Source organism: Streptomyces sp. NPDC048258 (assembly GCF_043201995.1).
Classification (GTDB): domain Bacteria; phylum Actinomycetota; class Actinomycetes; order Streptomycetales; family Streptomycetaceae; genus Streptomyces.
The window spans coordinates 602,491-629,219 of record NZ_JBICZH010000001.1 but is presented as its reverse complement, the minus strand read 5'-3'; the positions used below and the strand labels follow the sequence as shown (position 1 = coordinate 629,219).

General features: G+C 73.2%; 27 protein-coding genes and 1 other RNA gene. 13 read left to right on the top strand and 15 right to left on the bottom strand.

Going from position 1 to position 26,729, the window contains the following annotated elements:
* The first annotated feature begins 103 nt into the window (after positions 1 to 103).
* From efeO to efeU, 3 genes are read left to right on the top strand one after another with little or no spacing between them, the layout of a single operon-like run.
* Positions 104 to 1,258: an iron uptake system protein EfeO gene (gene efeO / locus ACGFYQ_RS02980; RefSeq protein ID WP_393739253.1), complete on the top strand. Its 1,155-nt coding sequence runs from the start codon at positions 104 to 106 to the stop codon at positions 1,256 to 1,258.
* Between the two features lie 31 nt (positions 1,259 to 1,289).
* Complete coding sequence (gene efeB, locus ACGFYQ_RS02975; protein ID WP_393739250.1) at positions 1,290 to 2,588, top strand: iron uptake transporter deferrochelatase/peroxidase subunit; 1,299 nt, start codon at positions 1,290 to 1,292, stop codon at positions 2,586 to 2,588.
* 25 nt (positions 2,589 to 2,613) lie between these two features.
* The gene (efeU, locus tag ACGFYQ_RS02970) at positions 2,614 to 3,462 is read left to right on the top strand and encodes an iron uptake transporter permease EfeU (RefSeq protein ID WP_393739248.1); all 849 of its coding nucleotides are present in this window, start codon (positions 2,614 to 2,616) and stop codon (positions 3,460 to 3,462) included.
* 47 nt (positions 3,463 to 3,509) lie between these two features.
* On the opposite strand, the gene ACGFYQ_RS02965 is transcribed toward efeU, so the two are convergent.
* From ACGFYQ_RS02965 to ACGFYQ_RS02955, 3 genes are read right to left on the bottom strand one after another with little or no spacing between them, the layout of a single operon-like run.
* The gene (locus tag ACGFYQ_RS02965; protein WP_393739246.1) at positions 3,510 to 4,079 is read right to left on the bottom strand and encodes a GNAT family N-acetyltransferase; all 570 of its coding nucleotides are present in this window, start codon (positions 4,077 to 4,079) and stop codon (positions 3,510 to 3,512) included.
* Positions 4,079 to 4,945, bottom strand: coding sequence for a PhzF family phenazine biosynthesis protein (locus ACGFYQ_RS02960; RefSeq protein ID WP_393739244.1), 867 nt, complete (start codon positions 4,943 to 4,945; stop codon positions 4,079 to 4,081). The genes ACGFYQ_RS02965 and ACGFYQ_RS02960 overlap by 1 nt, the downstream gene beginning before the upstream one ends.
* 45 nt (positions 4,946 to 4,990) lie before the next feature.
* Positions 4,991 to 5,752 carry an SDR family oxidoreductase gene (locus ACGFYQ_RS02955; RefSeq protein WP_393739242.1) on the bottom strand — a complete coding sequence of 254 codons (762 nt, stop codon included), beginning with the start codon at positions 5,750 to 5,752 and terminating at the stop codon, positions 4,991 to 4,993.
* Positions 5,753 to 5,859: 107 nt separating this feature from the next.
* Between ACGFYQ_RS02955 and ACGFYQ_RS02950 the strand changes: the two genes are divergently transcribed.
* A complete protein-coding gene (locus ACGFYQ_RS02950) occupies positions 5,860 to 7,158 on the top strand; it encodes a Bcr/CflA family multidrug efflux MFS transporter (protein WP_393739240.1) in 1,299 nt (432 codons plus the stop codon).
* A 198-nt stretch (positions 7,159 to 7,356) separates the two neighbouring features.
* The gene (locus ACGFYQ_RS02945) at positions 7,357 to 8,364 is read left to right on the top strand and encodes a small ribosomal subunit Rsm22 family protein (protein ID WP_393739238.1); all 1,008 of its coding nucleotides are present in this window, start codon (positions 7,357 to 7,359) and stop codon (positions 8,362 to 8,364) included.
* On the opposite strand, the gene ddaH is transcribed toward ACGFYQ_RS02945, so the two are convergent.
* Positions 8,365 to 9,213 carry a dimethylargininase gene (gene ddaH, locus ACGFYQ_RS02940; protein ID WP_393739236.1) on the bottom strand — a complete coding sequence of 283 codons (849 nt, stop codon included), beginning with the start codon at positions 9,211 to 9,213 and terminating at the stop codon, positions 8,365 to 8,367.
* Positions 9,214 to 9,330: 117 nt separating this feature from the next.
* On the opposite strand from ddaH, the gene ACGFYQ_RS02935 reads away from it, so the two are divergent.
* The gene (locus ACGFYQ_RS02935) at positions 9,331 to 9,942 is read left to right on the top strand and encodes a TetR/AcrR family transcriptional regulator (RefSeq protein WP_393739234.1); all 612 of its coding nucleotides are present in this window, start codon (positions 9,331 to 9,333) and stop codon (positions 9,940 to 9,942) included.
* Positions 9,943 to 10,112: 170 nt separating this feature from the next.
* Positions 10,113 to 10,862 (top strand): bifunctional DNA primase/polymerase, encoded by a 750-nt coding sequence (locus ACGFYQ_RS02930; RefSeq protein WP_393739232.1) that lies wholly within the window; start codon positions 10,113 to 10,115, stop codon positions 10,860 to 10,862.
* A gap of 327 nt (positions 10,863 to 11,189) precedes the next feature.
* On the opposite strand, the gene yaaA is transcribed toward ACGFYQ_RS02930, so the two are convergent.
* A complete protein-coding gene (gene yaaA, locus ACGFYQ_RS02925) occupies positions 11,190 to 11,993 on the bottom strand; it encodes a peroxide stress protein YaaA (RefSeq protein ID WP_393739230.1) in 804 nt (267 codons plus the stop codon).
* Between the two features lie 102 nt (positions 11,994 to 12,095).
* Between yaaA and ACGFYQ_RS02920 the strand changes: the two genes are divergently transcribed.
* Positions 12,096 to 13,538 carry an RNB domain-containing ribonuclease gene (locus ACGFYQ_RS02920; protein WP_393739228.1) on the top strand — a complete coding sequence of 481 codons (1,443 nt, stop codon included), beginning with the start codon at positions 12,096 to 12,098 and terminating at the stop codon, positions 13,536 to 13,538.
* A 52-nt stretch (positions 13,539 to 13,590) separates the two neighbouring features.
* Here the strand turns inward: ACGFYQ_RS02920 and ACGFYQ_RS02915 are convergent, their stop codons facing one another.
* On the bottom strand, positions 13,591 to 14,418 hold the full coding sequence (locus ACGFYQ_RS02915) for a hypothetical protein (protein WP_393739226.1): 828 nt from the start codon (positions 14,416 to 14,418) through the stop codon (positions 13,591 to 13,593).
* Entirely contained in the window at positions 14,415 to 15,149 is a 735-nt protein-coding gene (locus ACGFYQ_RS02910; RefSeq protein WP_393739224.1) for a MerR family transcriptional regulator, read from the bottom strand. The genes ACGFYQ_RS02915 and ACGFYQ_RS02910 overlap by 4 nt, the downstream gene beginning before the upstream one ends.
* 77 nt (positions 15,150 to 15,226) lie before the next feature.
* Here ACGFYQ_RS02910 and rnpB point away from each other — a divergent pair.
* Positions 15,227 to 15,628, top strand: an RNA gene (rnpB, locus tag ACGFYQ_RS02905) — RNase P RNA component class A.
* 141 nt (positions 15,629 to 15,769) lie between these two features.
* The gene (locus tag ACGFYQ_RS02900; protein WP_393739222.1) at positions 15,770 to 16,117 is read left to right on the top strand and encodes a hypothetical protein; all 348 of its coding nucleotides are present in this window, start codon (positions 15,770 to 15,772) and stop codon (positions 16,115 to 16,117) included.
* A gap of 6 nt (positions 16,118 to 16,123) precedes the next feature.
* On the opposite strand, the gene ACGFYQ_RS02895 is transcribed toward ACGFYQ_RS02900, so the two are convergent.
* Genes ACGFYQ_RS02895 through ACGFYQ_RS02885 form a run of 3 tightly spaced genes read right to left on the bottom strand, consistent with a single transcriptional unit; the run spans position 16,124 to position 19,031 of the window.
* On the bottom strand, positions 16,124 to 17,434 hold the full coding sequence (locus ACGFYQ_RS02895; protein WP_393739220.1) for a bifunctional RNase H/acid phosphatase: 1,311 nt from the start codon (positions 17,432 to 17,434) through the stop codon (positions 16,124 to 16,126).
* Entirely contained in the window at positions 17,434 to 18,177 is a 744-nt protein-coding gene (locus tag ACGFYQ_RS02890; protein WP_393739717.1) for a zinc ribbon domain-containing protein, read from the bottom strand. Before ACGFYQ_RS02890 ends, ACGFYQ_RS02895 begins: the two co-directional genes overlap by 1 nt.
* Positions 18,174 to 19,031 carry a Nif3-like dinuclear metal center hexameric protein gene (locus tag ACGFYQ_RS02885; protein ID WP_393739218.1) on the bottom strand — a complete coding sequence of 286 codons (858 nt, stop codon included), beginning with the start codon at positions 19,029 to 19,031 and terminating at the stop codon, positions 18,174 to 18,176. Before ACGFYQ_RS02885 ends, ACGFYQ_RS02890 begins: the two co-directional genes overlap by 4 nt.
* A 308-nt stretch (positions 19,032 to 19,339) precedes the next feature.
* On the opposite strand from ACGFYQ_RS02885, the gene ACGFYQ_RS02880 reads away from it, so the two are divergent.
* A complete protein-coding gene (locus ACGFYQ_RS02880; protein WP_393739216.1) occupies positions 19,340 to 20,440 on the top strand; it encodes a hypothetical protein in 1,101 nt (366 codons plus the stop codon).
* 154 nt (positions 20,441 to 20,594) lie between these two features.
* Here ACGFYQ_RS02880 and ACGFYQ_RS02875 read toward each other — a convergent pair whose 3' ends face one another.
* From ACGFYQ_RS02875 to ACGFYQ_RS02865, 3 genes are read right to left on the bottom strand one after another with little or no spacing between them, the layout of a single operon-like run.
* Positions 20,595 to 21,536 (bottom strand): 3-oxoacyl-ACP reductase, encoded by a 942-nt coding sequence (locus ACGFYQ_RS02875; RefSeq protein WP_393739214.1) that lies wholly within the window; start codon positions 21,534 to 21,536, stop codon positions 20,595 to 20,597.
* 35 nt (positions 21,537 to 21,571) lie between these two features.
* Positions 21,572 to 22,648: a Zn-dependent alcohol dehydrogenase gene (locus ACGFYQ_RS02870; protein WP_393739212.1), complete on the bottom strand. Its 1,077-nt coding sequence runs from the start codon at positions 22,646 to 22,648 to the stop codon at positions 21,572 to 21,574.
* Positions 22,649 to 22,676: 28 nt separating this feature from the next.
* Positions 22,677 to 23,531 carry a MaoC/PaaZ C-terminal domain-containing protein gene (locus ACGFYQ_RS02865; protein WP_393739210.1) on the bottom strand — a complete coding sequence of 285 codons (855 nt, stop codon included), beginning with the start codon at positions 23,529 to 23,531 and terminating at the stop codon, positions 22,677 to 22,679.
* Positions 23,532 to 23,763: 232 nt separating this feature from the next.
* Between ACGFYQ_RS02865 and ACGFYQ_RS02860 the strand changes: the two genes are divergently transcribed.
* Both ACGFYQ_RS02860 and ACGFYQ_RS02855 read left to right on the top strand, forming a co-directional pair.
* Positions 23,764 to 24,117: a DNA-binding response regulator gene (locus tag ACGFYQ_RS02860; RefSeq protein WP_393739715.1), complete on the top strand. Its 354-nt coding sequence runs from the start codon at positions 23,764 to 23,766 to the stop codon at positions 24,115 to 24,117.
* A gap of 270 nt (positions 24,118 to 24,387) precedes the next feature.
* Entirely contained in the window at positions 24,388 to 24,816 is a 429-nt protein-coding gene (locus ACGFYQ_RS02855) for a hypothetical protein (RefSeq protein WP_393739208.1), read from the top strand.
* Positions 24,817 to 24,844: 28 nt separating this feature from the next.
* Here the strand turns inward: ACGFYQ_RS02855 and ACGFYQ_RS02850 are convergent, their stop codons facing one another.
* Both ACGFYQ_RS02850 and ACGFYQ_RS02845 read right to left on the bottom strand, forming a co-directional pair.
* Positions 24,845 to 25,360: a hypothetical protein gene (locus ACGFYQ_RS02850; RefSeq protein ID WP_393739206.1), complete on the bottom strand. Its 516-nt coding sequence runs from the start codon at positions 25,358 to 25,360 to the stop codon at positions 24,845 to 24,847.
* A gap of 173 nt (positions 25,361 to 25,533) precedes the next feature.
* The gene (locus ACGFYQ_RS02845; RefSeq protein WP_393739204.1) at positions 25,534 to 26,721 is read right to left on the bottom strand and encodes a lipid-transfer protein; all 1,188 of its coding nucleotides are present in this window, start codon (positions 26,719 to 26,721) and stop codon (positions 25,534 to 25,536) included.
* Between the last annotated feature and the right edge of the window lie 8 nt (positions 26,722 to 26,729).

Sequence of the window (26,729 nt, the reverse complement as noted above, 5' to 3'; positions counted from 1 at the left end):
GGACGAGTGGGTATGGGTCAGGTAAGCCTCGGTTAAGTTAGGTCCGCCTCACCGGCCTCTCCCCCTTGGGACGGCCCGAATCGCCCGACGCCCAGGAGCCCCTATGCGCCCCGCCCGCCTCACCGTCATCGCCGCCGCCTCCGTGGCGGCAGCCCTGACCGCCGTCACCGGCTGCTCCCAGAAGAGCGAAGCGGGCGGCGACGGCGCGATCAAGGTCGCGGCTTCCGACAGTGCGTGCGACGTGTCGAAGAAGGAGTTCCCGGCGGGCAAGGTCCAGATCGACGTCGAGAACACGGGCTCCAAGGTCACCGAGGTCTACGTCCTCTTCCCGGACGCCCGCATCGTGACCGAGCGCGAGAACATCGGCCCCGGCACCAAGGCCTCCATCACCGCCGAGATCAAGGCGGGCGAGTACGAGATCGTCTGCAAGCCCGGTATGAAGGGCGACGGCATCAGCCAGAAGGTCAAGGCCACCGGCAAGGGTGCCGCCGAGGAGAAGCGCAGCCCCGAGGCGGACGCCGCGGTCGCCGCCTACCGCGCGTACGTGGTCACGCAGGCCGAGGAGACCCTCCCCAAGGCGCAGGCCTTCGCCGACGCGGTCAAGGCCGGCGACATCGAGACCGCGAAGAAGCTGTACGCCGCGTCCCGCATCGGCTGGGAGCGCACCGAGCCGGTCGCCGAGTCCTTCGGTGACATCGACCCGAAGGTCGACGTCCGCGAGGACGGCCTGGAGGCCGGCCAGGACCCGGCGAAGGACTGGACCGGCTGGCACCGCCTGGAGAAGGCCCTGTGGGCCGACAACAAGATCGGCGACGAGGAGAAGAAGCTCGCCGACACCCTCATCGCGGACCTGACCGACTGGCAGAAGAAGGTCGGCACGGCGGAGATCACCCCGAGCTCGATGGCCAACGGCGCCAAGGAGCTCCTCGACGAGGTCGCCAGCGGCAAGGTCACGGGTGAGGAGGAGCGTTACTCCCACACCGACCTGGTCGACTTCAAGGCCAACGTCGAGGGCGCGCAGAAGGCGTACGAGCTGCTCAAGCCGATCGCCGCGAAGAACGACCCGGAGCTCGCCAAGCAGCTGGACACCCAGTTCGCGGCGATGAACGAGCTGCTCGACAAGTACCGCGCCGACAAGGCCTCCTACGACTTCACCGCCTACGACAAGGTCGGCGAGCCGGAGCGCAAGGAGCTCTCGGACGGCGTCAGCGCCCTCGGTGAGCCGCTCTCCAAGCTCGCCGCCGCGGTCACCAAGTAACGGCCGAAGTCGAAGGAGGCGGGAGAACACGATGACCGAGCCGGAATCGGAGTTGGCGGCGCAGCAGCCGCAGCAGCAGGACAGCGGCGAGTCCGCGGCCGCGGCCGCGCCCTCGCGGCGTTCCGTACTGGGCTGGGGCGGGGCCGGGCTCGCGCTCGGCGCGGCCGCGGCCGGCGGTGCGGTGGCCGCGTTCGGCAGCGGATCGGACATGGTCTCGGCGGCCGCCGCCGGGGCGGCCGTGCCGTTCCACGGTGAGCACCAGTCCGGTATCGCCAGCGCCGTGCAGGACCGTCTGCACTTCGCGGCCTTCGACGTGAAGACGAAGAGCCGCGAGGAGCTGATCCAGCTCCTCAAGGAGTGGACCGAGGCGGCCCGCCGCATGACGGCCGGTCAGCCGGTCGGCGAGGGCGGCTTCGGCGGCCTTCCCGAGGCGCCGCCGGACGACACGGGCGAGGCGCTGGGCCTGAAGGCCTCCCGCCTCACCCTGACCATCGGTTTCGGTCCGGGCCTGTTCGCCAAGAACCGGTTCGGTCTGGAGGGCAAGCGCCCCGAGGCGCTGGTCGACCTGGAGCTGTTCCCCGGCGACAACCTGGACCCGGCCCGCTCCGGCGGTGACCTCTGCGTCCAGGCCTGCGCCGACGACCCGCAGGTCGCCGTGCACGCGATCCGCCAGCTGGCCCGCATCGGCTTCGGCAAGACCGTGGTGCGCTGGTCGCAGCTGGGCTTCGGCAAGACCTCGTCGACCACGCCCGAAGAGCAGACCCCGCGCAACATGATGGGCTTCAAGGACGGCACCCGGAACATATCGGGCACCGACAAGGCGGCCCTGGAGAAGCACGTGTGGGTCGGCGCCGGCGACGGCAGCGAGTGGCTGGCCGGCGGCTCGTACCTGGTGGCCCGGCGGATCCGGATGAACATCGAGATCTGGGACCGCACCCCCCTGGGCGAGCAGGAGGACATCTTCGGCCGTGACAAGGGCGAGGGCGCGCCCGTCGGCAAGTCCAAGGAGCGCGACGAGCCGTTCCTGAAGGCGATGAAGCCGGAGGCGCACGTGCGCCTCGCGCACCCGGACACCAACAACGGTGCGACGATCCTGCGCCGCGGCTACTCCTTCACGGACGGCACCGACGGTCTGGGCCGGCTCGACGCGGGCCTGTTCTTCCTCGCCTACCAGCGCGACGTCCGCAAGGGCTTCATCCCGATCCAGCGCAACCTGGCGAAGTCCGACGTCCTCAACGAATACATCCAGCACGTGGGTTCGGCGATCTTCGCCGTCCCGCCGGGCGTCCGCGACAAGGACGACTGGTGGGGCCGGACTCTGTTCGCGTAGTCCCCGCCGGAGAGGAACAACCGCCGTGTTCGGCAATTATCTGATCGGCCTGCGCGAGGGGCTGGAGGCCAGCCTGGTCGTCTGCATCCTCGTCGCGTACCTGGTGAAGACCGAGCGCCGGGACGCCCTGCGTCCCGTGTGGATCGGTATCGGGATCGCCTGCGCGCTCTCGCTCACCTTCGGCGCGATGCTCGAATTCGGCACCCAGGAGCTGACCTTCGAGGCGCAGGAGCTGCTCGGCGGCACCCTCTCCATCATCTCGGTGGGCCTGGTGACGTGGATGGTCTTCTGGATGAAGCGCACCGCGCGGCACCTGAAGGCCGAGCTGCACGGCAAGCTCGACACGGCGCTCGCCATGGGCACCGGCGCGCTGGTCGCCACCGCGTTCCTGGCCGTCGGCCGCGAGGGCCTGGAGACCGCGCTGTTCGTGTGGGCGTCGGTACGGGCCAGTGGCGAGGGTTCCTCGGCGCCGCTGATCGGTGTGCTGCTGGGCATCGCGACGGCGATCGTGCTGGGCTACCTGTTCTACCGGGGCGCCCTCAAGATCAACCTGGCGAAGTTCTTCAAGTGGACCGGCGCCATGCTGGTCGTCGTGGCCGCGGGCGTCCTCGCGTACGGGGTCCACGATCTCCAGGAGGCCCGCTTCCTGGGCGGCCTCGGCGACAAGGCCTTCGACATCAGCGCCACCGTCCCGCCGGACAGCTGGTACGGGACCCTGCTCAAGGGCGTCTTCAACTTCCAGCCGGACCCCACCGTCCTGCAGCTCTCGGTGTGGGCGCTGTACCTGATCCCCGTGCTGGTGCTGTTCTTCGCGGACCCGAAGCGCCCGGCGGGCCCGAAGGCGCAGCCGGCGGAGGCCAAGCACGTCAGCTGATCCCGGCTGACCGGCCGACAGGCTGTGGTGACGGGCTCGCGCGCCCGTCACCACAGCCTGTCGGTGTTTCCGGGGTGGAGCGGGACGCGGACGCCGGTGAAGGCCGCCCGGTCCCGGTCCGGGGTGTCCGTGAAGAAGGCCGCCACCACTGCCTTGTCGAAGCCCGGCCCGTCGGTGGCGAGCGGCTCCGGGTCCTCGGGGGTGCCGCCGACCAGGACCGTGCCGGGCAGCGGCGCGAAGCCGGCCTCCTCGTAGAACGGGGCCAGCGGCCGGTCGCAGCTGAACAGCGCCAGGTCCACGGCCGGGTCCGCCGCCAGCTCGGCGCGGGCCGCCGCCACCAGCCGGCCGCCGAGCCCGCGGCCGCGCAGCGCGGCCCGCGTCACGACCGCGCTCAGCCCGGCCGCGCGGTACGTGCGGCCCCCGACCTCGATCTCCTTGTACAGCAGCGCCAGCGAGGCGGCCACCGTGCCGTCACCGTCCACGAGCAGCAGGGCGCGCGGCGCCAGGGCCGGATCGTGCCCGGGTGAGGCACCCGGCCAGGCCGCCGCCGCCAGGGCCGCGACCTGGCCGCCGAGCTCCGCCGGGAGCGCGGCGGCCTCGTACACCAGCACCTTCATCAGGGGATCCGCACGCCCGTGCCGCCGACGCGGACCCGCGGGTCCCCGGCGCGCAGTTCCACCGTGAGCACCCCCGGCCGGCCCATGTCCGCGCCCTGGTGGAGCGTGAGCACCGCCTCCTCGGGGACCAGGCCGAGCTCGCGCGCGTACGCGCCGAAGGCGGCCGCGGCGGCCCCGGTCGCGGGGTCCTCGACGACTCCGCCGACCGGGAAGGGGTCCCGTACGTGGAACTCCGCCGGGCCCGCCCGGTGCACCAGCTGCACGGTGGTGAGGTCGAGGCGCCGCATCAGGGCCTCCAGCCGGGCGAAGTCGTACGCGAGGTCCGCGAGCCGGGCCCGGGTGCCGGCGCCGAGCACCAGGTGGCGGGCTCCGGCGTAGGCGATCCTGGGCGGGAACGCCGGGTCCAGGTCCCCCTCCGGCCAGTCCAGCGCGGCCAGCGCCTCGGCGAGGTCGGCCGCGCCGATCTCCTCGACGTGCGGTACGACGCTGGTCAGGGTGGCCCGCAGGCGCCCCTCCTCGGCGGTGACGGACACCGGTACGGTCCCGGCACGCGTCGCGAGGACCAGTTCCCCCGGGCCGATCCGCTCGCCCAGCGCCACGGCGGTGGCCACGGTGGCGTGCCCGCAGAACGGCACCTCCGCCTTGGGGCTGAAGTAGCGCACGGTGAACGCCCGCCCGGGCTCGCCGCCGAGCCCCTCGGGCGGGGCGGTCAGGAAGGCCGTCTCGCTGTAGCCGAGCCCGGCGGCGATCTCCAGCATGGCCGCGTCGTCGAGCCCGGCCGCGTCGAGCACGACCCCGGCGGGGTTGCCGCCTTCAGGGTCCGGGGAGAAGGCGGTGTAGCGCAGAACTTCGGTGTCGGTCGTCATCCGGTCATGATCGTCCGCACCCCCGCGCCCTGTAAACAGTCGTGGTCAGCCACGCCCGATGTACGGCATCGCCGTCGCCATCACCGTCGCGAACTGCACGTTCGCCTCCAGCGGGAGCTCGGCCATGTGCAGCACCGTGCGGGCCACGTCGGCGGCGTCCATCACCGGTTCGACGGCCAGCTGCCCGTTGGCCTGGAGGATGCCGGTCTGCATCCGCTCGGTCATCTCGGTCGCCGCGTTGCCGATGTCGATCTGGCCGCAGGCGATCCGGTACGGGCGCCCGTCCAGCGACAGGGACTTGGTCAGGCCGGTCATCGCGTGCTTGGTCGCGGTGTAGGCGACGGAGTTCGGGCGCGGCACGTGCGCCGAGATGGAGCCGTTGTTGATGATGCGGCCGCCCTGCGGGTCCTGCCGCTTCATCTGCCGGAAGGCGGCCTGCGCGCACAGGAAGGCGCCGGTCAGGTTGACGTCCACCACCGAGCGCCAGGCCTCGTAGGTGATGTCCTCCAGCGGGACGCCGCCCGGGCCGAAGGTGCCCGCGTTGTTGAAGAGCAGATCGAGGCGCCCGTACCGCTCGCGTATGGCCTCGAACAGAGCATTCACGTCGTCCGGGTCGCTGACGTCCGTCCGTACGCACAGGATGTCGGCGCCTTCCCCGGCGGCCGCGGCCGTCTCCTCCAGGGGCTCGGTCCGGCGGCCCGCCACGGCCACGGCCCAGCCGGCCGCCGCCAGGGTCAGGGCCACGGAACGGCCGATCCCGGAGCCGGCCCCGGTCACCACAGCGATCTTCTCGGCACTTTCGCTCATGGGGCCGCAGGCTACGTCACACGGGCCTGCGGACCCCGGACGTTCCGATAGCTGAGAACATGGGTCGGTCAGGGGTGCACAAGCAGATAAGAGGACTGGAGTCCCGCATGTCGGAGAGAGCCCCCGCGACGGCCCCCTCATCCGAGCCGTCACCCGAATCGCCCTCCGCCCCCACCGCCGCCGCACCCCTGACGGCCGCACGCCGCACCGGGCTGCTCGTCACCTTCGTACTCGGCGGGCTCACCGCCCTGCCCCCGCTGTCCATGGACATGTACCTCCCGGCCCTGCCGCAGGTCACCAGCGTCCTGCACAGCCCGGCCGCGACCGTCCAGCTCACGCTCACGGCCTGCCTCGCCGGCATGGCGCTGGGCCAGCTCGTCATCGGCCCGATGAGCGACAAGTGGGGCCGTCGCCGGCCCCTGCTCATCGGCATGGTCGTGTACGTCCTCGCCACCGCGATATGCGCCCTGGCGCCGACCACCGAGCTGCTGATCGGCTTCCGCCTGCTCCAGGGCCTGGCCGGCGCGGCCGCGATCGTCATCGCCCGGGCCGTCGTGCGCGACCTGTACGACGGGGTCGAGATGGCCCGGTTCTTCTCCACCCTGATGCTCATATCCGGGTCCGCCCCGATCATCGCCCCGCTCATCGGGGGCCAGGTGCTCCGCTTCGCCGACTGGCGCGGGGTCTTCGTCGTCCTCACCGGCGTCGGCCTCGTCCTCACACTGATGGTGTGGCGCAGCCTCGACGAGACCCTGCCGCCCGAGCGGCGGCAGACGGGCGGCGTCGGCGCCGCGCTGCGGACCATGCGCGGGCTGCTCGGCGACCGCGTCTTCACCGGCTACACCCTGACCGGCGGCTTCGCCTTCGCGGTGCTGTTCTCGTACATCTCCGCCTCGCCGTTCGTGGTGCAGGAGATCTACGGGGCTTCGCCGCAGGCCTTCGCCCTGCTCTTCGGCGTCAACTCCGTCGGCCTGATCGCCGTCGGCCAGATCAACGGCAAGCTGCTGGTCGGCCGGGTCAGCATGGACAAGACCCTGGCGGTCGGGCTCGGGATCATCACGGCGGCGGCGGTGGCGCTGCTGCTGATGTCGACCGGGGTGTTCGGGGAGGTCGGGCTGGTCCCGATAGCGGCCGCGCTCTTCGTGCTGATGTCGGCGATGGGCGTGGTGCTGCCGAACACCAACGCGCAGGCCCTGATGCGGACCCCGCACGCGGCGGGATCGGCCTCCGCCCTCCTCGGCACGTCCTCCTTCCTGGTCGGCGCCATCGCCTCCCCCCTGGTCGGCATCGCGGGCGAGCACACGGCGGTCCCGATGGCCCTGGTCCAGCTGACCTGCGCCCTGCTGTCGGTGACCTGCTTCCTGGCCCTGTGCCGACCCTGGCAGACCCGCGAGGCGGCGGCCTAGCCTGCCATGCCGGCCCAGGCCCTACCAGGCGAACTGGAGCCCCGCCGGGCATTTCCAGCCCCGCCGGCGTTTGAGGCGCGGGGTCTGGGGCGGAGCCCCAGGTCCGGGCGCAGCCCGGCTGGCCCGTGCCGGCCCCGTCAGTCGGCCCGCGCACGGTCCCGCGCAAGGCCACACCACCCGGCGCCGTAAACTCGGCTGGTGAACGCCTCCGCCCCCACCACCGCCGAAACCCTCCGCAGCACGCTCGGCGGGCTGCTCGACGGCCTCCCGCCCAAGCAGGCCGCGGCCGCCGTCGAGCGGCTCATCGCGAGCTACCGGGGGCAGACCCCGACCGACGCGCCCGTGCTGCGCGACCGCTCCGACGTGGCGGCGTACGCGGCGTACCGGATGCCGGCCACCTTCGAGGCCGTCCGGGCCGCCCTGGACGGCCTCGCGGAGGCGGCACCCGACTGGACGCCCGGCTCCCACGTCGACGTGGGCGGCGGCACGGGCGCGGCGACCTGGGCCGTGGACGCCACCTGGGACGGCCCGCGGGAGACCACGGTGCTGGACTGGGCGGAGCCTGCCCTGGCCCTCGGCAAGGAGCTGGCGGCGGCCTCCGGCTCGGAGGTCCTGCGCGGAGCGGACTGGCGGCGGGCCGTCATCGGCTCCGGCCTGGCCCTTCCCGACGCCGACCTGGTGACGGTCTCGTACGTGCTGGGCGAGCTGACCCCGCAGGCGCGGACGGCCGTCGTCGCCGAGGCGGCGCGGGCCGGCCAGGCCGTGGTGCTGATCGAACCGGGCACGCCGGAGGGCTACCTCCGCATCCGCGAGGCCCGCGACCAGCTGATCGCGGCCGGGCTGCGGGTCGCCGCCCCCTGCCCGCACGACGGGACCTGCCCCATCGAGGTCGGCCAGGACTGGTGCCACTTCTCGGCGCGGGTCAGCCGGTCCTCGCTGCACCGGCGGGTCAAGGGCGGCTCCCTCCCGTACGAGGACGAGAAGTTCAGCTACGTCGCCGCGACCCGCTTCCCGGCCGAGCGCGCCGCCTTCCGGATCACGCGGAAGCCGCAGATCCGGAAGGGGCTCGTCCTGCTGGAGCTGTGCGGCCCGGAGAGCGGTGACTCGGCAGGCCTGACCCGGGTCAACGTGACCAAGCGCCACGGCGACCTCTACAAGGCGGCGCGGGACGCCGACTGGGGCCAGGAGTGGCCGCCGTCCGCGTAGCTACGGCCGCAGCTCCTGGGTGCAGCACTTCACGCTGCCACCGCCCTTGAGCAGCTCCCCCAGGTCCATCGGGACCGGCTCGAACCCCCGGTCCCGCAGGGGCGCCAGCAGCCCCGTCGCCGCCTGTGGGAGCAGTACGTGCCGGCCGTCCGAGACCGCGTTGAGGCCGAGGGCGGCCGCGTCCGGGCCGTCGGCGAGCAGCGCGTCGGGGAAGAGCCGTTTGAGCACGGCCTGGCTGCCCGGAGAGAACGCGGGCGGGTAGTACATGACCTCGTCGCCGTCGAGGACGCACAGGGCCGTGTCCAGGTGGTAGTAGCGCGGGTCCACCAGGTCGAGCCCGATGACGGGGCGGCCGAAGAACTCCTGGGCCTCGTCGTGCGAGAGCGGGCTGGAGCGGAAGCCCCGGCCGGCCAGGATGTAGGTGGCGGTGACGGCGAAGTCGCCCTCGCCCTCGTTGACGTGGGACGGCTCGTGGACGTCCCGGTAGCCGTGGCTGCGGAACCAGTCCAGGTGGATCTCGGCCTCGGCGGCCCGTTCCGGGTAGGCGAACCGGGCGCCGAGCACCCGGCCGTCGACGACGAGGGCGCCGTTCGCCGCGAAGACCATGTCGGGCAGCGCGGGGTCCGGTACGAGGGTCTCGACGGTGTGGCCGAGGGCGCGGTAGCGGTCCCTCAGGTCTTCCCATTGGGCGTGTGCGAGGGGCAGGTCCACCGGTTTCGTGGGGTCCATCCACGGATTGATGGAGTACGTGACCTTGAAGTGTGCGGGTGGGCACATCAGGTAGCGCCGGGGTGTGGCGTCTCTGCGCAAAGAAGGCTCCTCACGACGTGCACTCGGCTCGACTTGCACGACTCAGGACGAGTGTGGAGAGAATCGTCTCTCCACAAGCGGGACAACGCAGTGAACTGATTGGGTGGTTTACCGGGCAAGAGGAAGACGAGACGTCTCGGTTGGTAGTTTCAGGACATGACGAAAACCCCTGACGCCAGCCGCCGCAGCGACCGCTCCCGGCGGGCCATCCTCGACGCGGCACTCGCCCTGGTCGGGGAGGTCGGCTACAACAAGCTGACCATCGAGGCCATCGCTGCCCGCGCGGGGGTCGGCAAGCAGACCATCTACCGCTGGTGGCCGTCGAAGGCCGCCGTGCTGCTGGACGCCTCGCTGGCGCTCGCCGGGGACGCGGAGACGGCGGCCGAGTGGGCCGGCTTCCCGGACACCGGTGACCTCGCGGCCGACCTGAAGTACGTGCTGAGGGCGACGGTGGACGAGCTGCTCGACGAGAAGTACGAGGCCCCCGCGCGCGCCCTGACGGCGGCCGGGGCGACCGACCCCGAGCTCGGCGCCCGTTTCACCGAGCAGCTGCTGGAGCCGCAGCTCGCCCTGTACGAGGCGCGGTTGCGCACGGCCCGGGAGGCCGGGCAGCTCGCGCCCGACACGGACCTGCGACTGACGGTGGAGATGCTGCTGGGGCCGCTGACGTACCGGTGGCTGCTGCGGACGGCGCCGCTGACGCACGCCTACACCGACGCCCTGGTGGACCGGGTGCTGGGCGGGGTGTCCAACGTCACCGCCCGTTAACCGCCGGGCAACCGAGGACCGATCAAGAACATATGCCCGATTTTTATGGTTATGTAGGGGTCTCCGGTTACCCATCCCCAACCCCCCGGTCACCAAGACCGGTCACCTGGGGCGCAGGATGGTGGGAGCATGTGAAGGTCCGCCGGGGATACGGTGAGGTGAGGGGATAGATGGGGTCTGAGTCCGGCCGCGTCAAACGCGGCGAGCAGAGCAGGATTTCCCAGTGGCTGCGCCGGCGGCCGAAACCCATCGCCGAGGACCCCGGACGGGAGCGCGAGGCGCTGCTCCTGGCCGTCGCCGCGGCCGGTCTGCCGCTCGCCCCCGCCGCCCATCCCGCCGGTTACCGATGTTCGTGCGACCGGATCGGCTGTCCGACGCCCGCACGGCACCCCCTCTCCTTCGCCTGGCAGACCCAGTCGACCACCGACCGCGCACAGGTCGAGCGGTGGGCGCGCAACCAGCCCCAGGCCAACTTCATCACCGCGACCGGCATGGTCCACGACGTGCTCGACGTCCCGCTGGAAGCCGGCACCGGCGCACTCGCCCGCCTGCTGGAGGCGGGCATCGAGGTCGGCCCGGTCGCCGAGTCGGGCGGCACGGGCGAGCAGGCCCGGATGCTCTTCTTCACCGCCACCCGCGGGACCCCCGAGGACGAGGACGAGTGGTGGCCCTGCGAACTGGACTGCCACCCCGAGACCATGGACGAACACCCGGGCCTGCGGTGGCACTGCCGCGGCAGCTACGTCCTGGTCCCCCCGGCGGCCCTCCCCGGTGACCAGGCGGTCACCTGGCTCCGCGGCATGGAACACCCCCTCCCGGACCCCCTCACCCTCCTGGAAACCCTGACGGACGCCTGCGCCACGTACGCGGGCACCTCCCCCCAGACCCCGGCGGCGGTCGCCTGGCCCCTGGGCCGCTAGCCCCGGGCTGCGCCCGAGCCCGTCGGGTGCGGCGCCGCTGCGCAAGCGCCCCCGGGCTCCGCCCGGGCTTCCTGGGGCTCCGCCCCAGACCCCGCGCCTCAAACGCCGGCGGGGCTGGTTTTGGCCGACGCCGTCTGCTTGGCGAGCCTGACATTGCGCTGCGCGCAGTCGAGCCCGCTGGGCCGCCCATACGAACGCAGCTCCGCCAGATCCAGCCCCGCCGGCGATTGAGGCGCGGGGGTCCGGGGGCGGAGCACCCGGCAGCGGCGCCGCACTGTTCAGCCCCGCCTGCGATTGAGGCGCGGGCGGAGCCCCAGCAGCGGCGGGTCAGTGGTGGATCTGGGTGACGACCACGTCGAGGGACCAAGGCTTCGCGGGCTTCGCAGGGGCCTCGGCCTCGACCGCGTAGCCCAGGTCCCGGAGGGCCGTGACCAGTTCGGCCGGCGAGCCCGGGGCGGAGCCCGAGCGCAGCAGGTCCCGGACCAGGCGACCCTTCGTCGCCTTGTTGAAGTGGCTCACCACGGACCGCTTCTCCACCCCGTCCACCACCTGGGAGTGCAGCACCCGCACGGTGGCCGTCCGCCCCGCCACCTCCCCCTTCGGCTTCCAGGCGGAGCCGTACGCCGCCGACCGCAGGTCCAGCACCAGCCCGTCCCCGGCGACAGCCGGCAGCGCATCCGCCATCGGCCCCCGCCAGTACGCACCCAGCGCCCCGCACCCCGGCAGCTTCACGCCCATCGAGCAGCGGTACGACGGGATCCGGTCGGTGATCCGCACCGCGCCCCACAGCCCCGAGAAGACGAGCAGCGCGTCCTCCGCCAGCCGGCGCGCGGCCGGTGTCAGATCGGCCAGCCCCAGGGCGTCGTACAGCACACCGGTGTAGATCTCCCCGGCCGGCCGGGCCGCCGCCGAGCGCAGCTCCACGTTCTTCGCGACCTCGCCCCGCAGCCCCTCGCTCAGGCCCAGCACCTCGCGCGCCTTGGCTTCGTCGGCGGCGCACAGCTCGACCAGCTCGTCCAGGACGGCCGCCCGGGCCGGAGCCAGCTCCGGCAGCGACAGCGCCTCCGGCTTCAGCGGTGCGCCGGAGCCGCCGGCGGCCTTTCCTTCGGACGGCGGCAGCAGCACGAGCACGGTGGTTCTCCTTCAGTACGACACGGCGCAGGGGATGCGGCCCCGCAGCCAGGGTAGACGGCTCGCCATGCCGTCCGGGCCCGCCGCCCATAGGCTCGATCCATGCCACGCCGTCCTATGCACATGACCGGCGCAGACGGGGCTGCCCTGCGGGCCGCGCTGCGTGAACTGCGGACGAAGCTCGACGTGCCGGAGGAGTTCCCGGCCGAGGTGCTCGCCGAGGCCGGGCGGGCGGCCCGGGAGCCCCGCCTGCCCGAGACGGACGCCACCGACATCCCCTTCTTCACGATCGACCCCCCGGCCTCCGTCGACCTCGACCAGGCCATGCACCTGGCGAGACGGCCCGCCGGCGGCTTCCGCGTCCACTACGCCATCGCCGACGTCGCCGCCTTCGTCACCCCGGGCAGCCCGCTGGACGCCGAGGCCCACCGCCGCGTCAGCACCCTCTACTTCCCCGACGGGAAGGTCCCGCTGCACCCGGCCGTGCTCTCGGAGGGCGCTGCCAGCCTGCTGCCCGACCAGACCCGCCCCGCGCTGCTGTGGCGCCTCGACCTCGACGCCGAGGGCCGCGTGGAGACCACCGATGTCCACCGCGCCCTCGTGCGCAGCCGGGCCAGACTGGACTACGACGGCGTCCAGAAGGCCATCGACACCGGCACGGCGGAGGAGTCCCTCGCCCTCCTCAAGGACATCGGCCTGCTCCGCGAGGCCCTCGAAGTGGAACGCGGCGGCATCTCGCTGAACGTGCCCGAGCAGGAGATCGTCGCGGACGGGGGCTCGTACACCCTGACCTACCGCGCCCCGCTCCCCGCGGACGGCTGGAACGCCCAGATCTCCCTCATGACCGGAATCGCCGCCGCCGACCTGATGCTGGCCGCCGGTACCGGCATCCTGCGCACCCTGCCCACCGCGCCCGACGGCGCCGTCGGCAGGCTCCGGCGGGCGGCGAAGGCCCTGCGGATCGACTGGCCGCACCACGTTCCGTACGCCGAACTCGTGCGCTCCCTCGACCCGCACCGCCCCGACCACGCGGCCTTCCTCCAGGAGTGCACCGCCCTGCTGCGCGGCGCGGGCTACACGGCCTTCACCGGCGGCGAGAGCCCGGACCCGGCGATCCACGCGGCGGTCGCGGCCCCGTACGCCCACTGCACGGCGCCGCTGCGCCGGCTGGCCGACCGGTACGCGGGCGAGCTCTGCGTGGCGGCGGTGGCCGGGGCCGAGCCGCCGCGGTGGGCGGTGGCGGCGCTGGACGCGCTCCCCAAGGAGATGGCGGACGGCACCCGGCTCGCCAACACGGCCGAGCGGGAGTGCGTGGACCTCGTCGAGGCCGCGCTGCTCAAGGACCGGGTCGGGGAGATCTTCGAGGCGACCGTGATCGACGTCGACGACCGGGAGCCGCTGGTGGGCACGGTCCACCTGACGGACCCGGCGGTGGTGGGCCGCGTCGTGTCCCCCTCGCGGGAGCTGCCGCTCGGCGAGCGCCTGCGGGTCCGCCTGGCGGAGGCGGACCCGGGCACGGCGAAGGTCCTGTTCGCCCCGGCGTGACCTGCCCGGCCCGCTCCCGCGCGGGCCGGCCCGGGCTGATCACACGGGCTGATCACGCGGGCTGCCTGAGGGCGGTGACCAGCGCGCGCGGGTCGTCCGCGTGGAAGCGGACGGTCCGCGCCTCTCCCCGGGCGCCGAGCGGGCGGGTGAAGGAGAGCGGACGGGTCAGCTCCACGGTCACCGAGGTCTGACTGCCCACGATCAGGTCGAGCACCCCGTCCTCGGACACCTTGACCAGCCGTCCCTCGGGGTAGCGCCGGTCGACCCGCACCGAGGCCACCGCGTCCGCCGGGACGGCGAGGTCGAAGAGGGCCCCGTAGCGGATCAGCAGCGAGCCGTCCGGCCGGACCACGTGCGGCCGGGTGACGCAGGCGGCGTGCAGGGCCAGCACGATCAGGATCCCGTACACGTCGAGGACGAGGACCACCCGGTGGACGGCGGGCCAGGGGATGAGGAGGGCCAGGCAGACCGTCTCGACCACCGACACGAAGACCATCCCGTACATCATGGCCGTCTGCGGTCCCGTGTACGCGGCCGCGTGATCCCCGGCCTGAACCCCGTACTTCTTGCGCAGTACCCACCGGCCGAGCGCGGCGGCGGCCCGCAGCTCGTGCCGCAACAGCCGCCGCACCTGGACGGGGACCACGGCGTGTACGGCCGCCCGCCAGGCGGCGCGGGGCCCGGCGCCGTCCGCGCGCGCGGCGGCGTACAGGGAGCGCAGCACCCACAGCTCCAGCGCGAACACGGCGAGCACCAGCACCTCGGCGGCCGCGAGTGCCCAGCCGGGAAGCCGCACCCCGGCGGCCAGGCAGACCACCAGCACCAGCTCCCCTGGTATGACGGCGACCGCCGCCGCCCGTGCCATCCGTACCCCGCTCATCCCCGGCCCCTCTCCATGAATGCCTCCATGACCCGGAGTACGACTTCCGCCTGCGCCGGGGTGTACTCGGCGAGCAGCGCCTCCTTGAACCCGGCCACGACCGCCCCCTCGGCGGGGATCGCGGCGAACACCTCGTCGGGGACGGCCGCGACCAGTTCCGCGGCCAGGGCCGGGATCCGCGGGTCGTCCGTGGCGGCGTCCGCGAGATCGTCGAGGCGCTCGTAGAGGGCCAGCACCGCGGGATCGGCGGCCAGTGGCCCGAGCGCCGCGTAGAGCTCCTCGCCGTCGGCGCCCGAGGCGTCGAGCAGCGTCAGGTGCTCGCGGTCCATGGCCGCGGCCGGCGAGTCCGTCGGGGGCGCCTTCGCCAGCAGCGCGGCGAGCGCGGGCGAGAGCGGCTCGCCCTCCCCGGGCGCCGCGGCCAGCAGCGCCGCGAGCCGTCGCCGGCGCTCGCCGATCTCGGCCTCCTGGCGGGCCAGGTCGGCGTCGAGCTCTTCGAGTACGTCGGCCAGTTCGCGCCCGGCGTCGTCCGCGAGGACGTCGCGCACCTCGTCCAGGCTCAGCCCGAGCTCGGTGAGCCGGCGTACCCGGGCCAGCAGGACGGCGTCGCGGACGCTGTACGCCCGATAGCCGTTGGGTCGCCGCTCCGGCTCCGGGAGCAGCCCGACATGGTGGTAGTGCCGGATCGCCCGGGTGGTGACCCCGACCAACGCGGCGATCTCTCCGATCCGCATGGCCCCAGTAGAAACCCTGCCGCTGCGTCAAGGTCAAGCCGCGACGGCACAGCCGGTAACATGGTCGCCACGGCAGACGAGTCGGCCGGGCGGCCGCGTCGGGATCTCCGGATCCCGCCGAGGAACGTCCGGGCTCCACAGGGCAGGGTGGTGGGTAACGCCCACCCGGGGTGACCCGCGGGACAGTGCCACAGAAAACAGACCGCCGGGGGCTTCGGTCCTCGGTAAGGGTGAAACGGTGGTGTAAGAGACCACCAGCGCCTGAGGTGACTCAGGCGGCTAGGTAAACCCCACCCGGAGCAAGGTCAAGAGGATCCGTCTTCGGACGGGTCTGCGCGGACGATTGAGGGCTGCTCGCCCGAGTTCGCGGGTAGACCGCACGAGGCCGGCGGCAACGCCGGTCCTAGATGGATGGCCGTCTCCCCGGCGACCGCGAGGTCACCGGGTGACAGAACCCGGCGTACAGGCCGGCTCGTCTGCCTTTCCACTCCCGTTCGGGGCAGTGGGCCCCCGGGCCCCGCTCAGCAGCGGCCCGCCCCGGCCCGGGCTCCACCGGCGGGCGACAACGGGCTCGTGCACACGCCTATCGGCGGTCCGGCCGATGCGGCACTCTCGGCCACATGACCGATCACCCTGCCCGCGCGGCCGCTGCCGCCGCGCACATACGCGACCTCGCCGAAGCGACCACCGACCCCCGCCACGCCTACGCGACCCCCGCCGAGATCGCCGCCGTGACCGGCAGCCTGCGCGAACTCGCCCACCATCTCGAAGACGCGTTGCGCCATCTGGAGGTCCACATCGGACGGCGTGACGACGGCGACTGGGCCGCACCGGACGGGAAGCCGCCCCGCCCGTACGCACGGCAGGCGGGCGGCGCCGTCCAGTCCGCCCGGGCCGAGGCGCGGAACATGGTCCGCGCCCTCGACCGGGCCATGGAGGCCCTCGGCCCCTTCAAGACCGCCCCCTGACGGGGGCTACCGCAGGTGGGACGTGTCGTTCAGCAGCCGTACCGACGCGTTGCCGTCGGCGTAGTAGGCCACCGCCGACAGGGAGGCCGCCGAGAGCTCCATGCGGAACAGGGATTCCGGCGGGGCACCCAGGGCGAGGCGGACCAGGATCTTGACCGGGGTCACGTGGGTGACCAGCAGCACCGTACGGCCCGCGTGCGCGGTGAGCAGCCGGTCGCGGGTCGCCGAGATCCGGCGGGTGGCGGCCATGAAGCTCTCGCCGCCGCCCGTGGGGGCGGCCTTCGGGGAGTCCAGCCACGCCTGGAGGTCGTCGGGGAACCGCTCGCGCACCTCGGCGAAGGTCAGGCCCTCCCAGGCGCCGAAGTCCACCTCGCGCAGGCCCTCTTCGACGGTCACGTCGAGGCCGAGGCGGTCGGCGACGGCCTGCGCGGTCTCGCGGCAGCGGCGCAGGGGGGAGCTGATGACCGTCTGCACGGTGCCGCGCGCGGCGAGCGCCTCGGCCACGGCCGAGGCCTGGCGCCGCCCGGCCGGTGACAGCTCGGGGTCGGTGCCGCCGCTCCCGGAGAAGCGCTTCTGCGGGGTGAGGGCGGTCTCGCCGTGGCGCAGCAGCACGAAGGTGGCGGGGGTGCCCATGTCGGGGCCCCAGCCCCTGCCCCCTGCGGGGGCCGCTGCGGCCGTACCGGAGCCCGCCGTCGGGGCCGGGACGCGGCCCGGCTCCGCGAACAGCGTGTCGGTGGAGGCGCTGGTCCTCGTACTCCCGCCAGAGGCAAGGGCGGCGCGGACGGCCGCGGCACCCGCCGCCGCGTCCCCGGGGGGGCCGGACGGCGCCGGAGTCGCGAGGGCGCGGGCCGCACCGTGGTCGAGGGCGGCCGTGGAGGCCGACGGCTCCCACTGCTTGCCGCGCTTGCCCGCGTCCATGGCCTCGTTGGCGAGCCGGTCCGCGTGCTTGTTCCGCTCGCGCGGGATCCACTCGTACTTCACCTGGGAGCGGGGCAGGATCGTCGCCGCTTCCGCCGCGAGCGGCTTCATGTCCGGGTGCTTGATCTTCCAGCGGCCGGACATCTGCTCGACGACCAGCTTGGAGTCCATCCGGACCAGGACCTGTGCGTCCGGCGCCAGTTCACGCGCCGCCTTGAGCCCGGCGATCAGGCCCTTGTACTCCGCCACGTTGTTCGTCGCGACGCCGATGTACTCCGCGCGCTCGGCCAGCGTTTCGCCCGTCGCCGGGTCGAGGACGACCGCGCCGTAGCCGGCGGGCCCCGGGTTGCCCCGGGAGCCGCCGTCCGCCTCCACGACGAACCCGACAGGCCTCTGCATCAGATGCCCGAGTCGGCCGTACGGACCAGGATGCGGCCGCAGTTCTCGTGGCGCACGATCTGGTCGCGGGCCGCGGCCTTGATCTCGTTGACCTCGGCCATGTCGAGCTCCAGGCGGCAGCCCTCGCAGCGGCGCTGGTACAGGCGCGCGGCGCCGACACCGCCCTGCTTGGCGCGGATCTTCTCGTACAGCGCCATCAGGTCGGCCGGCATGGACGCGACGATGACCTCGCGGTCCTTGGCGATCTTGGCGGCCTCGGCGTCGAGTTCGCCGGTGGCGGCGTCACGGCGCGCGATGGCGTCCGCCAGCTTGGTCTCCAGGCCGGAGACGCGGTCGGTGAGCTCGGTGACCCGCTCCTGCGCGGCCTCCAGGCGCTCCATGACCTCGAGGACCACGTCCTCCAGGTCGCCCTGCCGCTTGGCCAGGGAGACGACCTCGCTCTGCAGGTTCGCCAGGTCCCGGGCCGAGATGCCCACGCCGGAGTCCAGGCGCTGCTGGTCGCGGGCCGCGCGCTGGCGCACCTGGTCCACGTCCTGCTCGGCCTTGGTCTGCTCACGGGCGGCGTCGCTGGCCTGCGTCTGGGCGGCGACGAGCAGGTCGCGCTGCTGGGTGAGGTCCTTGGTCAGCGAGTCGACCTCGGCGTGCTCGGGCAGCGACTTGCGCTTGTGGGTGAGCTGAGACAGCCGGACGTCCAGGGCCTGGACGTCGAGAAGTCGGATCTGGTCGGCGGGCTCGGCGTTCAGTTGGGGGCTCCAGAGATAGAGGTGGGTGTGACGGACGGCGCGTGCGCCGTCCACGGGTCGGTGACCGTGCGCGAGACATGGGTACGCAGACCCCAGCCGTGGCGCTCGGAGATCGCGTCGAGCTGCGCGGCGGCCTGCTCGCACCAGGGCCACTCGGTGGCCCAGTGGGCGGCGTCGACGAGGGCGAGCGGGCTCTGCTCGCGGGCCTCGGACACCGGGTGGTGGCGCAGGTCGGCGGTCAGGAAGACGTCCACGCCCGCCGCCCGGGCCTGCTCGAAGAGGCTGTCGCCGGAGCCGCCGCTGACGGCGACGCGGCGGATCAGCGCGTCCGGGTCGCCGGCGACCCGGATGCCCTGGGCGGTCGCCGGCAGCCAGGCGGCGGCGCGGGCGGCGAATTCGCGCAGGGGCTCGGGGTGGTCCAGTTCGCAGATCCGGCCCAGGCCGCGGCGGCCGGTCGGGTCGGTGGCGTCGGGCACCAGCGGGCCGGTGATCCGCAGGTCCAGGGCGGCCGCGAGGGCGTCGGAGACTCCGGGATCGGCGGTGTCGGCGTTGGTGTGGGCGACGTGCAGCGCGATGTCGTTCTTGATCAGCGTGTGCACGACGCGGCCCTTGAAGGTGCCGGCCTCGACGGTGGTGGTGCCGCGCAGGTAGAGGGGGTGGTGGGTGACGATCAGGTCGGCGCCCAGCTTCACCGCCTCGTCGGCGATCTCCTGTACGGGGTCCACGGCGAACAGCACCCGGGAGACCTCGGCTTCGGGGTCGCCGCAGACGGTGCCGACGGCATCCCACTGCTCGGCCCGCGAGGGGGGCCAGAGAGCGTCCAGCGCGGCGATGACTTCAGAGAGACGGGGCACGGGCCAAGGCTACCGTCCGGGGCGGCCGTCCCCGCCAGGACCGGCCTCGACCGGCCCCGACCGGCCCCGGCCCCGTCCCCGCGACGGCCCCGCGACGGCCCCGCGAGCGACCCCCGCCGCCCCGGCGGCTGCTTCCCGTGGGTGCCCAACCGGCTCCCCACCCCAAACGCCCTGATATCGCACAGCACAATCGCCTCCTCCACCACAGACGAATTGCCGCGCGGCCACCCGTATGTGTGAAGCGGGGTTGGTCGCTCTGTTCGGCAGGAAGTGCGAAAACTAGCTTCGCCACCGGAGGTGACGCACGGATGACTGTCTGTGCCATCGAGATGAAGACCACGGCCCCCTTCACGATCGCCGCGGACGGGTCGTACGCCGCCCGGCTCGCAGGGGACGGCGAGGCGCTCTACGCGGAGCGCTGGACCCTGGCCGGGCCCGAACCGTACGTGGTGCCGCTGCCGCTCGCGCAGCCCGAGGAGGCCGACAGCGAGCTGCTGCCGCTGGCCGACGGGCGGGTGCTGATCCACCGGCGGGTGGCGGAGCGGCACGCCTTCGCGCTGCTGTACCCGACGGGCGCCGCGGCCGGGCCGCGCACCGGGGAGCTCCAGCTGGGCGCGGTGGGGCCGGAGCAAGGGGAGGACGTACGGGTCCGCCTGCTGCCCCCCTCCCCGGACGGGCGCGGCGCCTTCGCCCTGGCCGTGACCGACGCCGGAACCACGGTCTGGCGGGTGGCCGGCGGCGGCTTCGGGCCGGAGCAGGTCGCCCGGATCCCCGGCCGGTGCTCCGGCGGAGTCTGGCTGGACCGCGTGGGCCGGCTGCTGGCCCTGGACCGCGAGCTGGAGGGCACCACCAAGGCCGTCGCCGTGGACCTCGGGCGGGGCGGCGAGGTCTCCCCGCTGCTGCAGATCACCGAGACCAGCGACGACCGGCTGCTGCTGGCCGACCCGGACAGCGGGCTGCTGCTGCTCCGCTCCGACGCGCCGGGCGAACACCGCCTGGGCTGGGGGGTGCTGGGCAGTTCCCTGCCGGTCCGCTTCCCGGAGTGTCTGCGGCTGGGGGACGCGCACCCGTTCGCCGTGCAGCCGGGCCAGGCCCTGATGCCCGAGACCTGCGGGGTGGCCCTGCGGCTGCCCGGGGGTGGAGGCGGCCCCGGCGGCAGCTGGGAGAGCATCGGTCTGTGGCGCCCCGCCGACCGGCACGTCTTCCGGCTCGGGGCCCCGGCGGGCTGGCTGGGCGGGACGGGCCTGTGGAGTCCGCAGGGCCGCCTGCACCTCCCGTACGCGACCCCCGAAGTCCCCTGCGGGATCGTCGGGATGACCCTGCCGGTCTCCCCTCCCCCACCGGTCCGCCTGGACCCCGTCCCGCCGGCCCCGACGCGCCCGATCCCGCTCCAGCAGGCCCCGCTGTGACAGGCACGGGCGATGACGACTTACCACCGGGAGCCGGCCGATCCGCACGGGCCGCCGGGCTTCCTGCCGGCCGGCTGAGCAGGGCGGTGGCGGCGGGCCCGGGCCCGGGTCCGGGTGCGCGACCCGGGCCCGCCGACCGGAAGTACCCGCCGTATCAGCCGTGCTTGAGGCCCAGGACCTCCGTCGCGGCGAAGGTCTCGTTCGCCGGGCGGGAGTCGTAGTGCGGGGTGAGTACCTCGTCGAGCTCCTCGTACGAGAAGGCCTCCTTGGTCGTGTCGAACTTCGCCGCCACCTTCGGCCGTTCCATCACGACCACGATCCCGCCGTGCACGACGAACAGCTGCCCGTTGGCCTTCGCGGCGGCCGGTGAGGCCAGGTAGCCGACGAGCGGGGAGACGTGCTCGGGGGCGAGGGCGTCCAGCTTGCCCTCCTCCGGGACCTGGAAGCCGGCGAAGACGTCCTCGGTCATCCGGGTGCGGGCGCGCGGGCAGATGGCGTTGGCCGTCACCCCGTACTTGGCGAGGGCCAGGGCGGTGGACGTGGTCAGGCCCACGATGCCGCCCTTGGCCGCCGCGTAGTTCGGCTGGCCGGCCGAGCCGCCGAGGAAGGCCTCGGAGGAGGTGTTGACGATCCGGCCGTAGACCGGGCCGCCCGCCGCCTTCGAGCGCTCGCGCCAGTGGACGGCCGCGAAGTGCGTGGTGTTGAAGTGGCCCTTGAGGTGGACCCGGATCACCGAGTCCCACTCCGCCTCGGACATCGAGAAGACCATCCGGTCGCGCAGGATGCCGGCGTTGTTGACCAGGACGTCGAGCTTGCCGAAGCTGCTCACCGCCAGGTCGACCAGCTCGCGCGCCTGCTCGAAGTCGGCCACGTCGCCCAGGTGCGCGACCGCCTGCCCGCCCGCGGCACGGATCTCCTCGGCCACCTCCTCCGCCGGGGCGGCCGAGGCCTCCCCGGAGCCGTCCCGGCCGGGCTGCCCGAAGTCGTTGACGACCACGCTCGCGCCGAGCCGTGCGAGCTCGATCGCCTCGGCCCGGCCGAGCCCGCGGCCCGCGCCCGTGACGATGGCGGAGAGTCCCTCAAGTGGCAGTGACATCCGTACGGTTCCTCTCAGAGCTGGTCGACGGGGCGTCAGAGTTCGATGCAGGTGCGCAGGGCCACGCCCGTGCGCATCTGGTCGAGGGCGTCGTTGATCTCGGCGAGCTGCACGCGGTGCGTGATCAGGCCCGCCAGGTCGACCCGGCCGGCCCGCCACAGCGCGATGGTGCGCTCGTAGGAGCGGAGCACGTCCCCGCCGCCGTACATCGAGGGCAGGATCTTCTTCTCGTCGAAGAAGAGCGAGAACATGTCGATCTGGAAGGTGTCGTCCATGGCTCCCGCGCCGACGATGACCACGCTGCCGCCGCGCCGGGTCATCTTGTACGCGGTCTGCGCGGTGGCGGACTTGCCGACGACCTCGAAGACGTAGTCGAAGCCCTCGCCGCCGGTGATGCGGTTCTTGGCGTCGTCGAAGGCGTCCGGGGCGACCGCCTCGGAGGCGCCGAACCGCAGGGCGGCCTCGCGCCGCGACTCCACCGGGTCGACGGCGATGATCTGCGCCGCGCCCTGGACCTTGGCGCCCTGGATGACGGATATGCCGACGCCGCCGCAGCCGATGACGGCGACCGAGGACCCGGCCTCCACCTTGGCGGTGTTGATGGCGGCGCCGAGGCCGGTGGTGACGCCGCAGCCGATGAGCGCGGCGATGTCGAAGGGCACGTCGTCGGGGATCGGGACGGCGCACTTGGCGTCGACCACGAGTTCCTCGGCGAAGGTGCCGGTGGCGGCGAAGCCGAAGATGTCACCGCCCGCGCGGCGGAAGTTGGGGGTGCCGGCGTTGACCAGGCTCTCCAGGCACAGGTGGCCCTGGCCGCGCTTGCAGGACGGACAGTGGCCGCACGGCGGCAGCCAGCAGACGAGGACCCGGTCGCCCACCTTGTGGCTGGTCACCCCGTCGCCCACGTCGGAGATCACTCCGGAGCCCTCGTGGCCCGGGATGAAGGGGGCGGGCTGCGGCAGGACGCCGCTCATCGCGGAGAGGTCCGAGTGGCACAGGCCGGTGGCCTTGATCCGGATCTTCACCTTGCCGGGGCCGAGGCCCACGGCCTCCATGTCGTCGACCACTTCGAGCTTGTCCTGGCCGATCTCGCTCTGCAGTGCTGCGCGCACGGTGCGGCTCCTTCAGTCCGGTCTTGGATTACGCGTGTTCGACGACGGTGTCGGCGAGGACCGGCGCGTCGTCCCGTTCGACGGCGGTCACCGACACCAGGACGCGGCCGGGCTCCTGCCACATCCGGATGCGCAGCGTCTCGCCGGGGAAGACGATCCCGGCGAAGCGCGTGCGGTAGGCACGGACCCGGGACACGTCCCCGCCGAGGGCCGTGTCGACGACGGCCTTGAGGGTCACCCCGTACGAGCACAGGCCGTGCAGGATCGGCTTGTCGAAGCCGGCCAGCTTGGCGAACTCGGGGTCGGCGTGCAGGGGGTTCCAGTCGCCGGAGAGGCGGTAGAGGAGCCCCAGCTCCTCGCGGATGTGCCGCTCCTCGGTACGGTCGGGCGCGCGTTCGGGCAGCTCCTCCCTGACGGAGGGGCCGCGGTCACCGCCGAATCCGCCCTCTCCCCGTACGAAGATCTGCGCGTCGCTGGTCCACAGCGGGCCGTCGGCGTCCGCGACCTCGGAGCGCAGCACGATGACGGCCGCCTTGCCCTTGTCGTAGACGGCGGCGACCTTGGAGCTGGAGGTGGCCCGGCCCTTGACGGGGATGGGCCGGTGCAGCTCGATGGAGTGGCCGCCGTGCAGGACGGCGGCGAGGTTGACGTCGATCCCGGGCGCGGAGAGGCCGCCCAGCATGGCCATGCCGGCGCCGGCGACGGTCGCGAAGCTGGGGAGGACGTGGAGCTTGGACTCCAGGGTGTAGCGCAGCTCGTCGGGGTCGGTGGCGGGGATGCCGGCGCCGAGGCCGAGGTGGTAGAGCTGGATGTCCTTGTGGTCCCAGCCGATGTCCCCCTGGCGGGGGTCGGCGGCGAGGGCCCTGGCGGCATCGATCGGCATGAGGGTGCTGCTCCCTGTCGTTGAAGAACTGGGGCCGTGGAAGACCTCGGTGCGGCCGTCCGCACCGTCGGCCGCACCGAGGTCGTATGCGGGGCCGGCTGGTTCTAGAACGCGTTCTAGCCCGCCCGGTGAGGGAATGTATAACGCACACCCCGGTAGTTGGGAAGACTCACGGGGGGACTCGCGGACAGTCTCCTGACTTCGCGTCAGATAGGCTTTCCGGGTGGACGAAATGCCCGTTGAACACCGCCAGGCCCGTGCGCTGCGCGTCCTGCTGGATCCCCCGAACCCGGCCCTGGCGCTCCAGCTCGGCCTCCAGCAGGACATCGAGGTCGTACGGGACCTCATGGCCCGCCCGACGGTGGCCCTGGTGGAGGACGCCGGTGCCGTGCCGGGGCTGCTGGCGGAGGATCCGGAGTGCCGGGTCCTGGTCCTGACGGGTTCGGCGCACCCGGGCCTGCGGGCCGCGGTGCTCGCGGCGGGCGCGGCGGGGCTGATCCTGCGCGACGGCCCGGTCGAGGACCTGGCGGACGCGATCCGCCGCGCCTCGATGGGCGAAACGGTGGTGGACCCGGCCCTGGGGTGAACCCCGGTGAATCCTTTCGCGGCTCCCACGCCTCTCGAACTGCGGACCGCCGGTTCCAGCCCCGCCGGCGTTGGGGGCGCGGAGTCCGGGGCGGAGCGCCGGTCTCGGGAAGGGGCGGGGTGGGGGGAAGGCCCCGCGGGGCACGGGCCGGCCCGCCATGGGCTCAACCGTTCGATCCCGGCCAGCGATTGACGGATTCCGCCGCAGCGCGCGTCCACCTACTGGACCAGGATGAGACCCCCTCAACCTAGCTTCGTGGAGACGGAAACCATGCGCATATCAGCCCTGTCCGCCACCGCCGCGCTCGTGGTCGCGACCCTCGCCGGGGGCGCGGCCCCGGCCACCGCCGACACCCCGGCCGGCCCGGTCCTCAGGGTCGACCTGGAGGCCGGCAAGGGCCTCCACCACAACACCGGGACGGTGCTCTACGAGCGCGTCGACGGCGAGGTGAACTCGGTCAGGATCATCTCGGTGAGCATCGTCAGCGGCGAGCGCGACTGCGCCTGGGTGTCGTGGAACGACCCGCACGACGTGAACGGCTGGACCAACCTGACCAGCGAGCCCTCCTGCCACGGCACCGGCCTGGGGGAGAACCCCGACCGGATCATCAAGGCGCCGGCCGGCCACCCGCTCAAGGTGCGCCTGACCGCCGACCACCCCGGCTCCGACGTGGTGCACAAGGACATCGAGAAGCTCTGACCGGGCCGGGCCGGGCCGGGCCGAGGCGTTACGAGCGGTCGCCGGCGCGCGCGTGCGCGAAGACGGCGAGGAGGTCGCTCTCGCCCGGGGCGGCGAACAGCCTCTTGGGCAGCACCACGAGACACGTCCGGCGGCGCGAGCGGCCCACGAACACGTGCAGCCGGGGCGTCTCGTGGTACCAGCGCACCTCGTCCCACACGATCCGCTGCGACTCCCCGCCGCGGAACACCTCGATGCCCGTACCGTCCACCACGACCCGCTTCTCCTCGGAAGCCCTGCCGGTGCGGAAGCCCCGGGCCACCACCCACCGCGGCAGGACCAGCAGCACGACGAGGCCGTACGCCACCGCGATCCCGAGGGAGACGGGGCGCACGGTGAGACCGTCGGGGGACGGCGCCACGCTCGCCGCGGCGAGGAAGACCGTACTGAGGGCGGCCACCGCCCGGCCCCGCCGGAACAGCCCCGCCGCCTTGGCGGCCTCGTCGTACTCGTCCCTGGTCGGGCTGCCGGTGGCGCTGAAGGACGCCTCGTGTATCTCGCTCACGGGAGCGGAGCCTAACGCTCCGCTCCTGGGACCGAGAGTGCGTTCCCATCCCCGCCTGCGTTTGAGGCGCGGAGCCCCGCTCTTTCAGCCTCGCCGGCGTTCGAGGCGCGGGTCCGGGCAGCGCCCGGCGGGGTCCGGGGCGGCGCCCTGGTAGCGGCGGACCCGCCGGGCGGCTACTTCCGCAGCAGCGTGACCACCGCCGCGCCGCCCAGGCCGATGTTGTGGGCCAGGGCGACCCGGGCCCCCGGGACCTGGCGGGGGCCCGCCTCGGCGCGGAGCTGCCAGACCAGCTCCGCGGCCTGCGCCAGCCCGGTGGCACCGAGCGGGTGGCCCTTCGAGATCAGGCCCCCGGAGGGGTTGACCACCCACCGCCCGCCGTACGTGGTCGCGCCCGACTCCACCAGCTTCCCGGAGGCCCCGTCCGCACACATCCCCAACGCCTCGTACGTCAGCAGCTCGTTCACCGAGAAGCAGTCGTGCAGCTCGATCACGTCGACGTCCTCGATGCCGAGCCCGGACGCCTCGTACACCTGCCGCGCCGCCGCCGCCGTCATCGGCTTGCCGACCACGTCGATGCACGAGCCCGACGAGAACGAGGCCTCCGTGTCCGTGGTCATCGACTGGGCGACGATCTCCACCGCCTTGTCGTGCAGCCCGTGCCGCACGACGAACCGCTCCGAGACCACCACCGCGGCCGCCGCCCCGTCCGAGGTCGGCGAGCACTGGAGCTTCGTCAGCGGCGAGTGGATCTCCTTCGCCGCCAGGATCTCCTCCACCGAGTACACGTCCTGGAACTGCGCGTTCGGGTTGTTCGCCGAGTGCCGGTGGTTCTTCGCGCCGACCGCCGCCAGCTGCGCGGCCGTGGTCCCGTACCGCTCCATGTGCTCCCGCGCCGCGTTCCCGAAGATCTGCGCGGTCGGCGGGGACATCTCGAAGCCGTGCCCGGCGGCCATGATCCCGTAGTGCCGGGCGACCGGCGACGTCTTGAAGTCGCCCCCGTCCGCCCCGCCCCCCAACGCCCCGCGCTTCATCTTCTCGAAGCCCAGCGCCAGCACGCAGTCGCTGATGCCCCCCTCCACGAACTGCCGCGCCATCATCAGCGCCGTCGAGCCCGTCGCGCAGTTGTTGTTCACGTTGTAGACCGGCACCCCGGACAGACCCAGCTCGTACGCCGCCCGCTGACCGGCCGTGGAGGCCTGGAAGCAGTACCCCACCGGCACCTGCTCGACCAGGTCGTACCCCACCCCCGCGTCCGCCAGCGCCGCGGACCCGGCCTCCTTCGCCATGTCCCAGTACTGCCAGTCCCTCGACTCCGGCTTCTCGAACTTCGTCATGCCGACGCCCACGATGTACGACTTCATGTCCCTGT

Coding starts and splice junctions, on each gene's coding strand:
- efeO (WP_393739253.1), top strand. CDS start 104: ATGCGCCCCGCCCGCCTCACCGTCATCGCCGCCGCCTCCGTGGCGGCA.
- efeB (WP_393739250.1), top strand. CDS start 1,290: ATGACCGAGCCGGAATCGGAGTTGGCGGCGCAGCAGCCGCAGCAGCAG.
- ACGFYQ_RS02965 (WP_393739246.1), bottom strand. CDS start 4,079: ATGAAGGTGCTGGTGTACGAGGCCGCCGCGCTCCCGGCGGAGCTCGGC.
- ACGFYQ_RS02960 (WP_393739244.1), bottom strand. CDS start 4,945: ATGACGACCGACACCGAAGTTCTGCGCTACACCGCCTTCTCCCCGGAC.
- ACGFYQ_RS02955 (WP_393739242.1), bottom strand. CDS start 5,752: ATGAGCGAAAGTGCCGAGAAGATCGCTGTGGTGACCGGGGCCGGCTCC.
- ACGFYQ_RS02950 (WP_393739240.1), top strand. CDS start 5,860: ATGTCGGAGAGAGCCCCCGCGACGGCCCCCTCATCCGAGCCGTCACCC.
- ACGFYQ_RS02935 (WP_393739234.1), top strand. CDS start 9,331: ATGACGAAAACCCCTGACGCCAGCCGCCGCAGCGACCGCTCCCGGCGG.
- ACGFYQ_RS02930 (WP_393739232.1), top strand. CDS start 10,113: ATGGGGTCTGAGTCCGGCCGCGTCAAACGCGGCGAGCAGAGCAGGATT.
- ACGFYQ_RS02920 (WP_393739228.1), top strand. CDS start 12,096: ATGCCACGCCGTCCTATGCACATGACCGGCGCAGACGGGGCTGCCCTG.
- ACGFYQ_RS02915 (WP_393739226.1), bottom strand. CDS start 14,418: ATGAGCGGGGTACGGATGGCACGGGCGGCGGCGGTCGCCGTCATACCA.
- ACGFYQ_RS02910 (WP_393739224.1), bottom strand. CDS start 15,149: ATGCGGATCGGAGAGATCGCCGCGTTGGTCGGGGTCACCACCCGGGCG.
- ACGFYQ_RS02900 (WP_393739222.1), top strand. CDS start 15,770: ATGACCGATCACCCTGCCCGCGCGGCCGCTGCCGCCGCGCACATACGC.
- ACGFYQ_RS02895 (WP_393739220.1), bottom strand. CDS start 17,434: ATGCAGAGGCCTGTCGGGTTCGTCGTGGAGGCGGACGGCGGCTCCCGG.
- ACGFYQ_RS02880 (WP_393739216.1), top strand. CDS start 19,340: ATGACTGTCTGTGCCATCGAGATGAAGACCACGGCCCCCTTCACGATC.
- ACGFYQ_RS02875 (WP_393739214.1), bottom strand. CDS start 21,536: ATGTCACTGCCACTTGAGGGACTCTCCGCCATCGTCACGGGCGCGGGC.
- ACGFYQ_RS02865 (WP_393739210.1), bottom strand. CDS start 23,531: ATGCCGATCGATGCCGCCAGGGCCCTCGCCGCCGACCCCCGCCAGGGG.
- ACGFYQ_RS02860 (WP_393739715.1), top strand. CDS start 23,764: ATGCCCGTTGAACACCGCCAGGCCCGTGCGCTGCGCGTCCTGCTGGAT.
- ACGFYQ_RS02855 (WP_393739208.1), top strand. CDS start 24,388: ATGCGCATATCAGCCCTGTCCGCCACCGCCGCGCTCGTGGTCGCGACC.
- ACGFYQ_RS02845 (WP_393739204.1), bottom strand. CDS start 26,721: ATGAAGTCGTACATCGTGGGCGTCGGCATGACGAAGTTCGAGAAGCCG.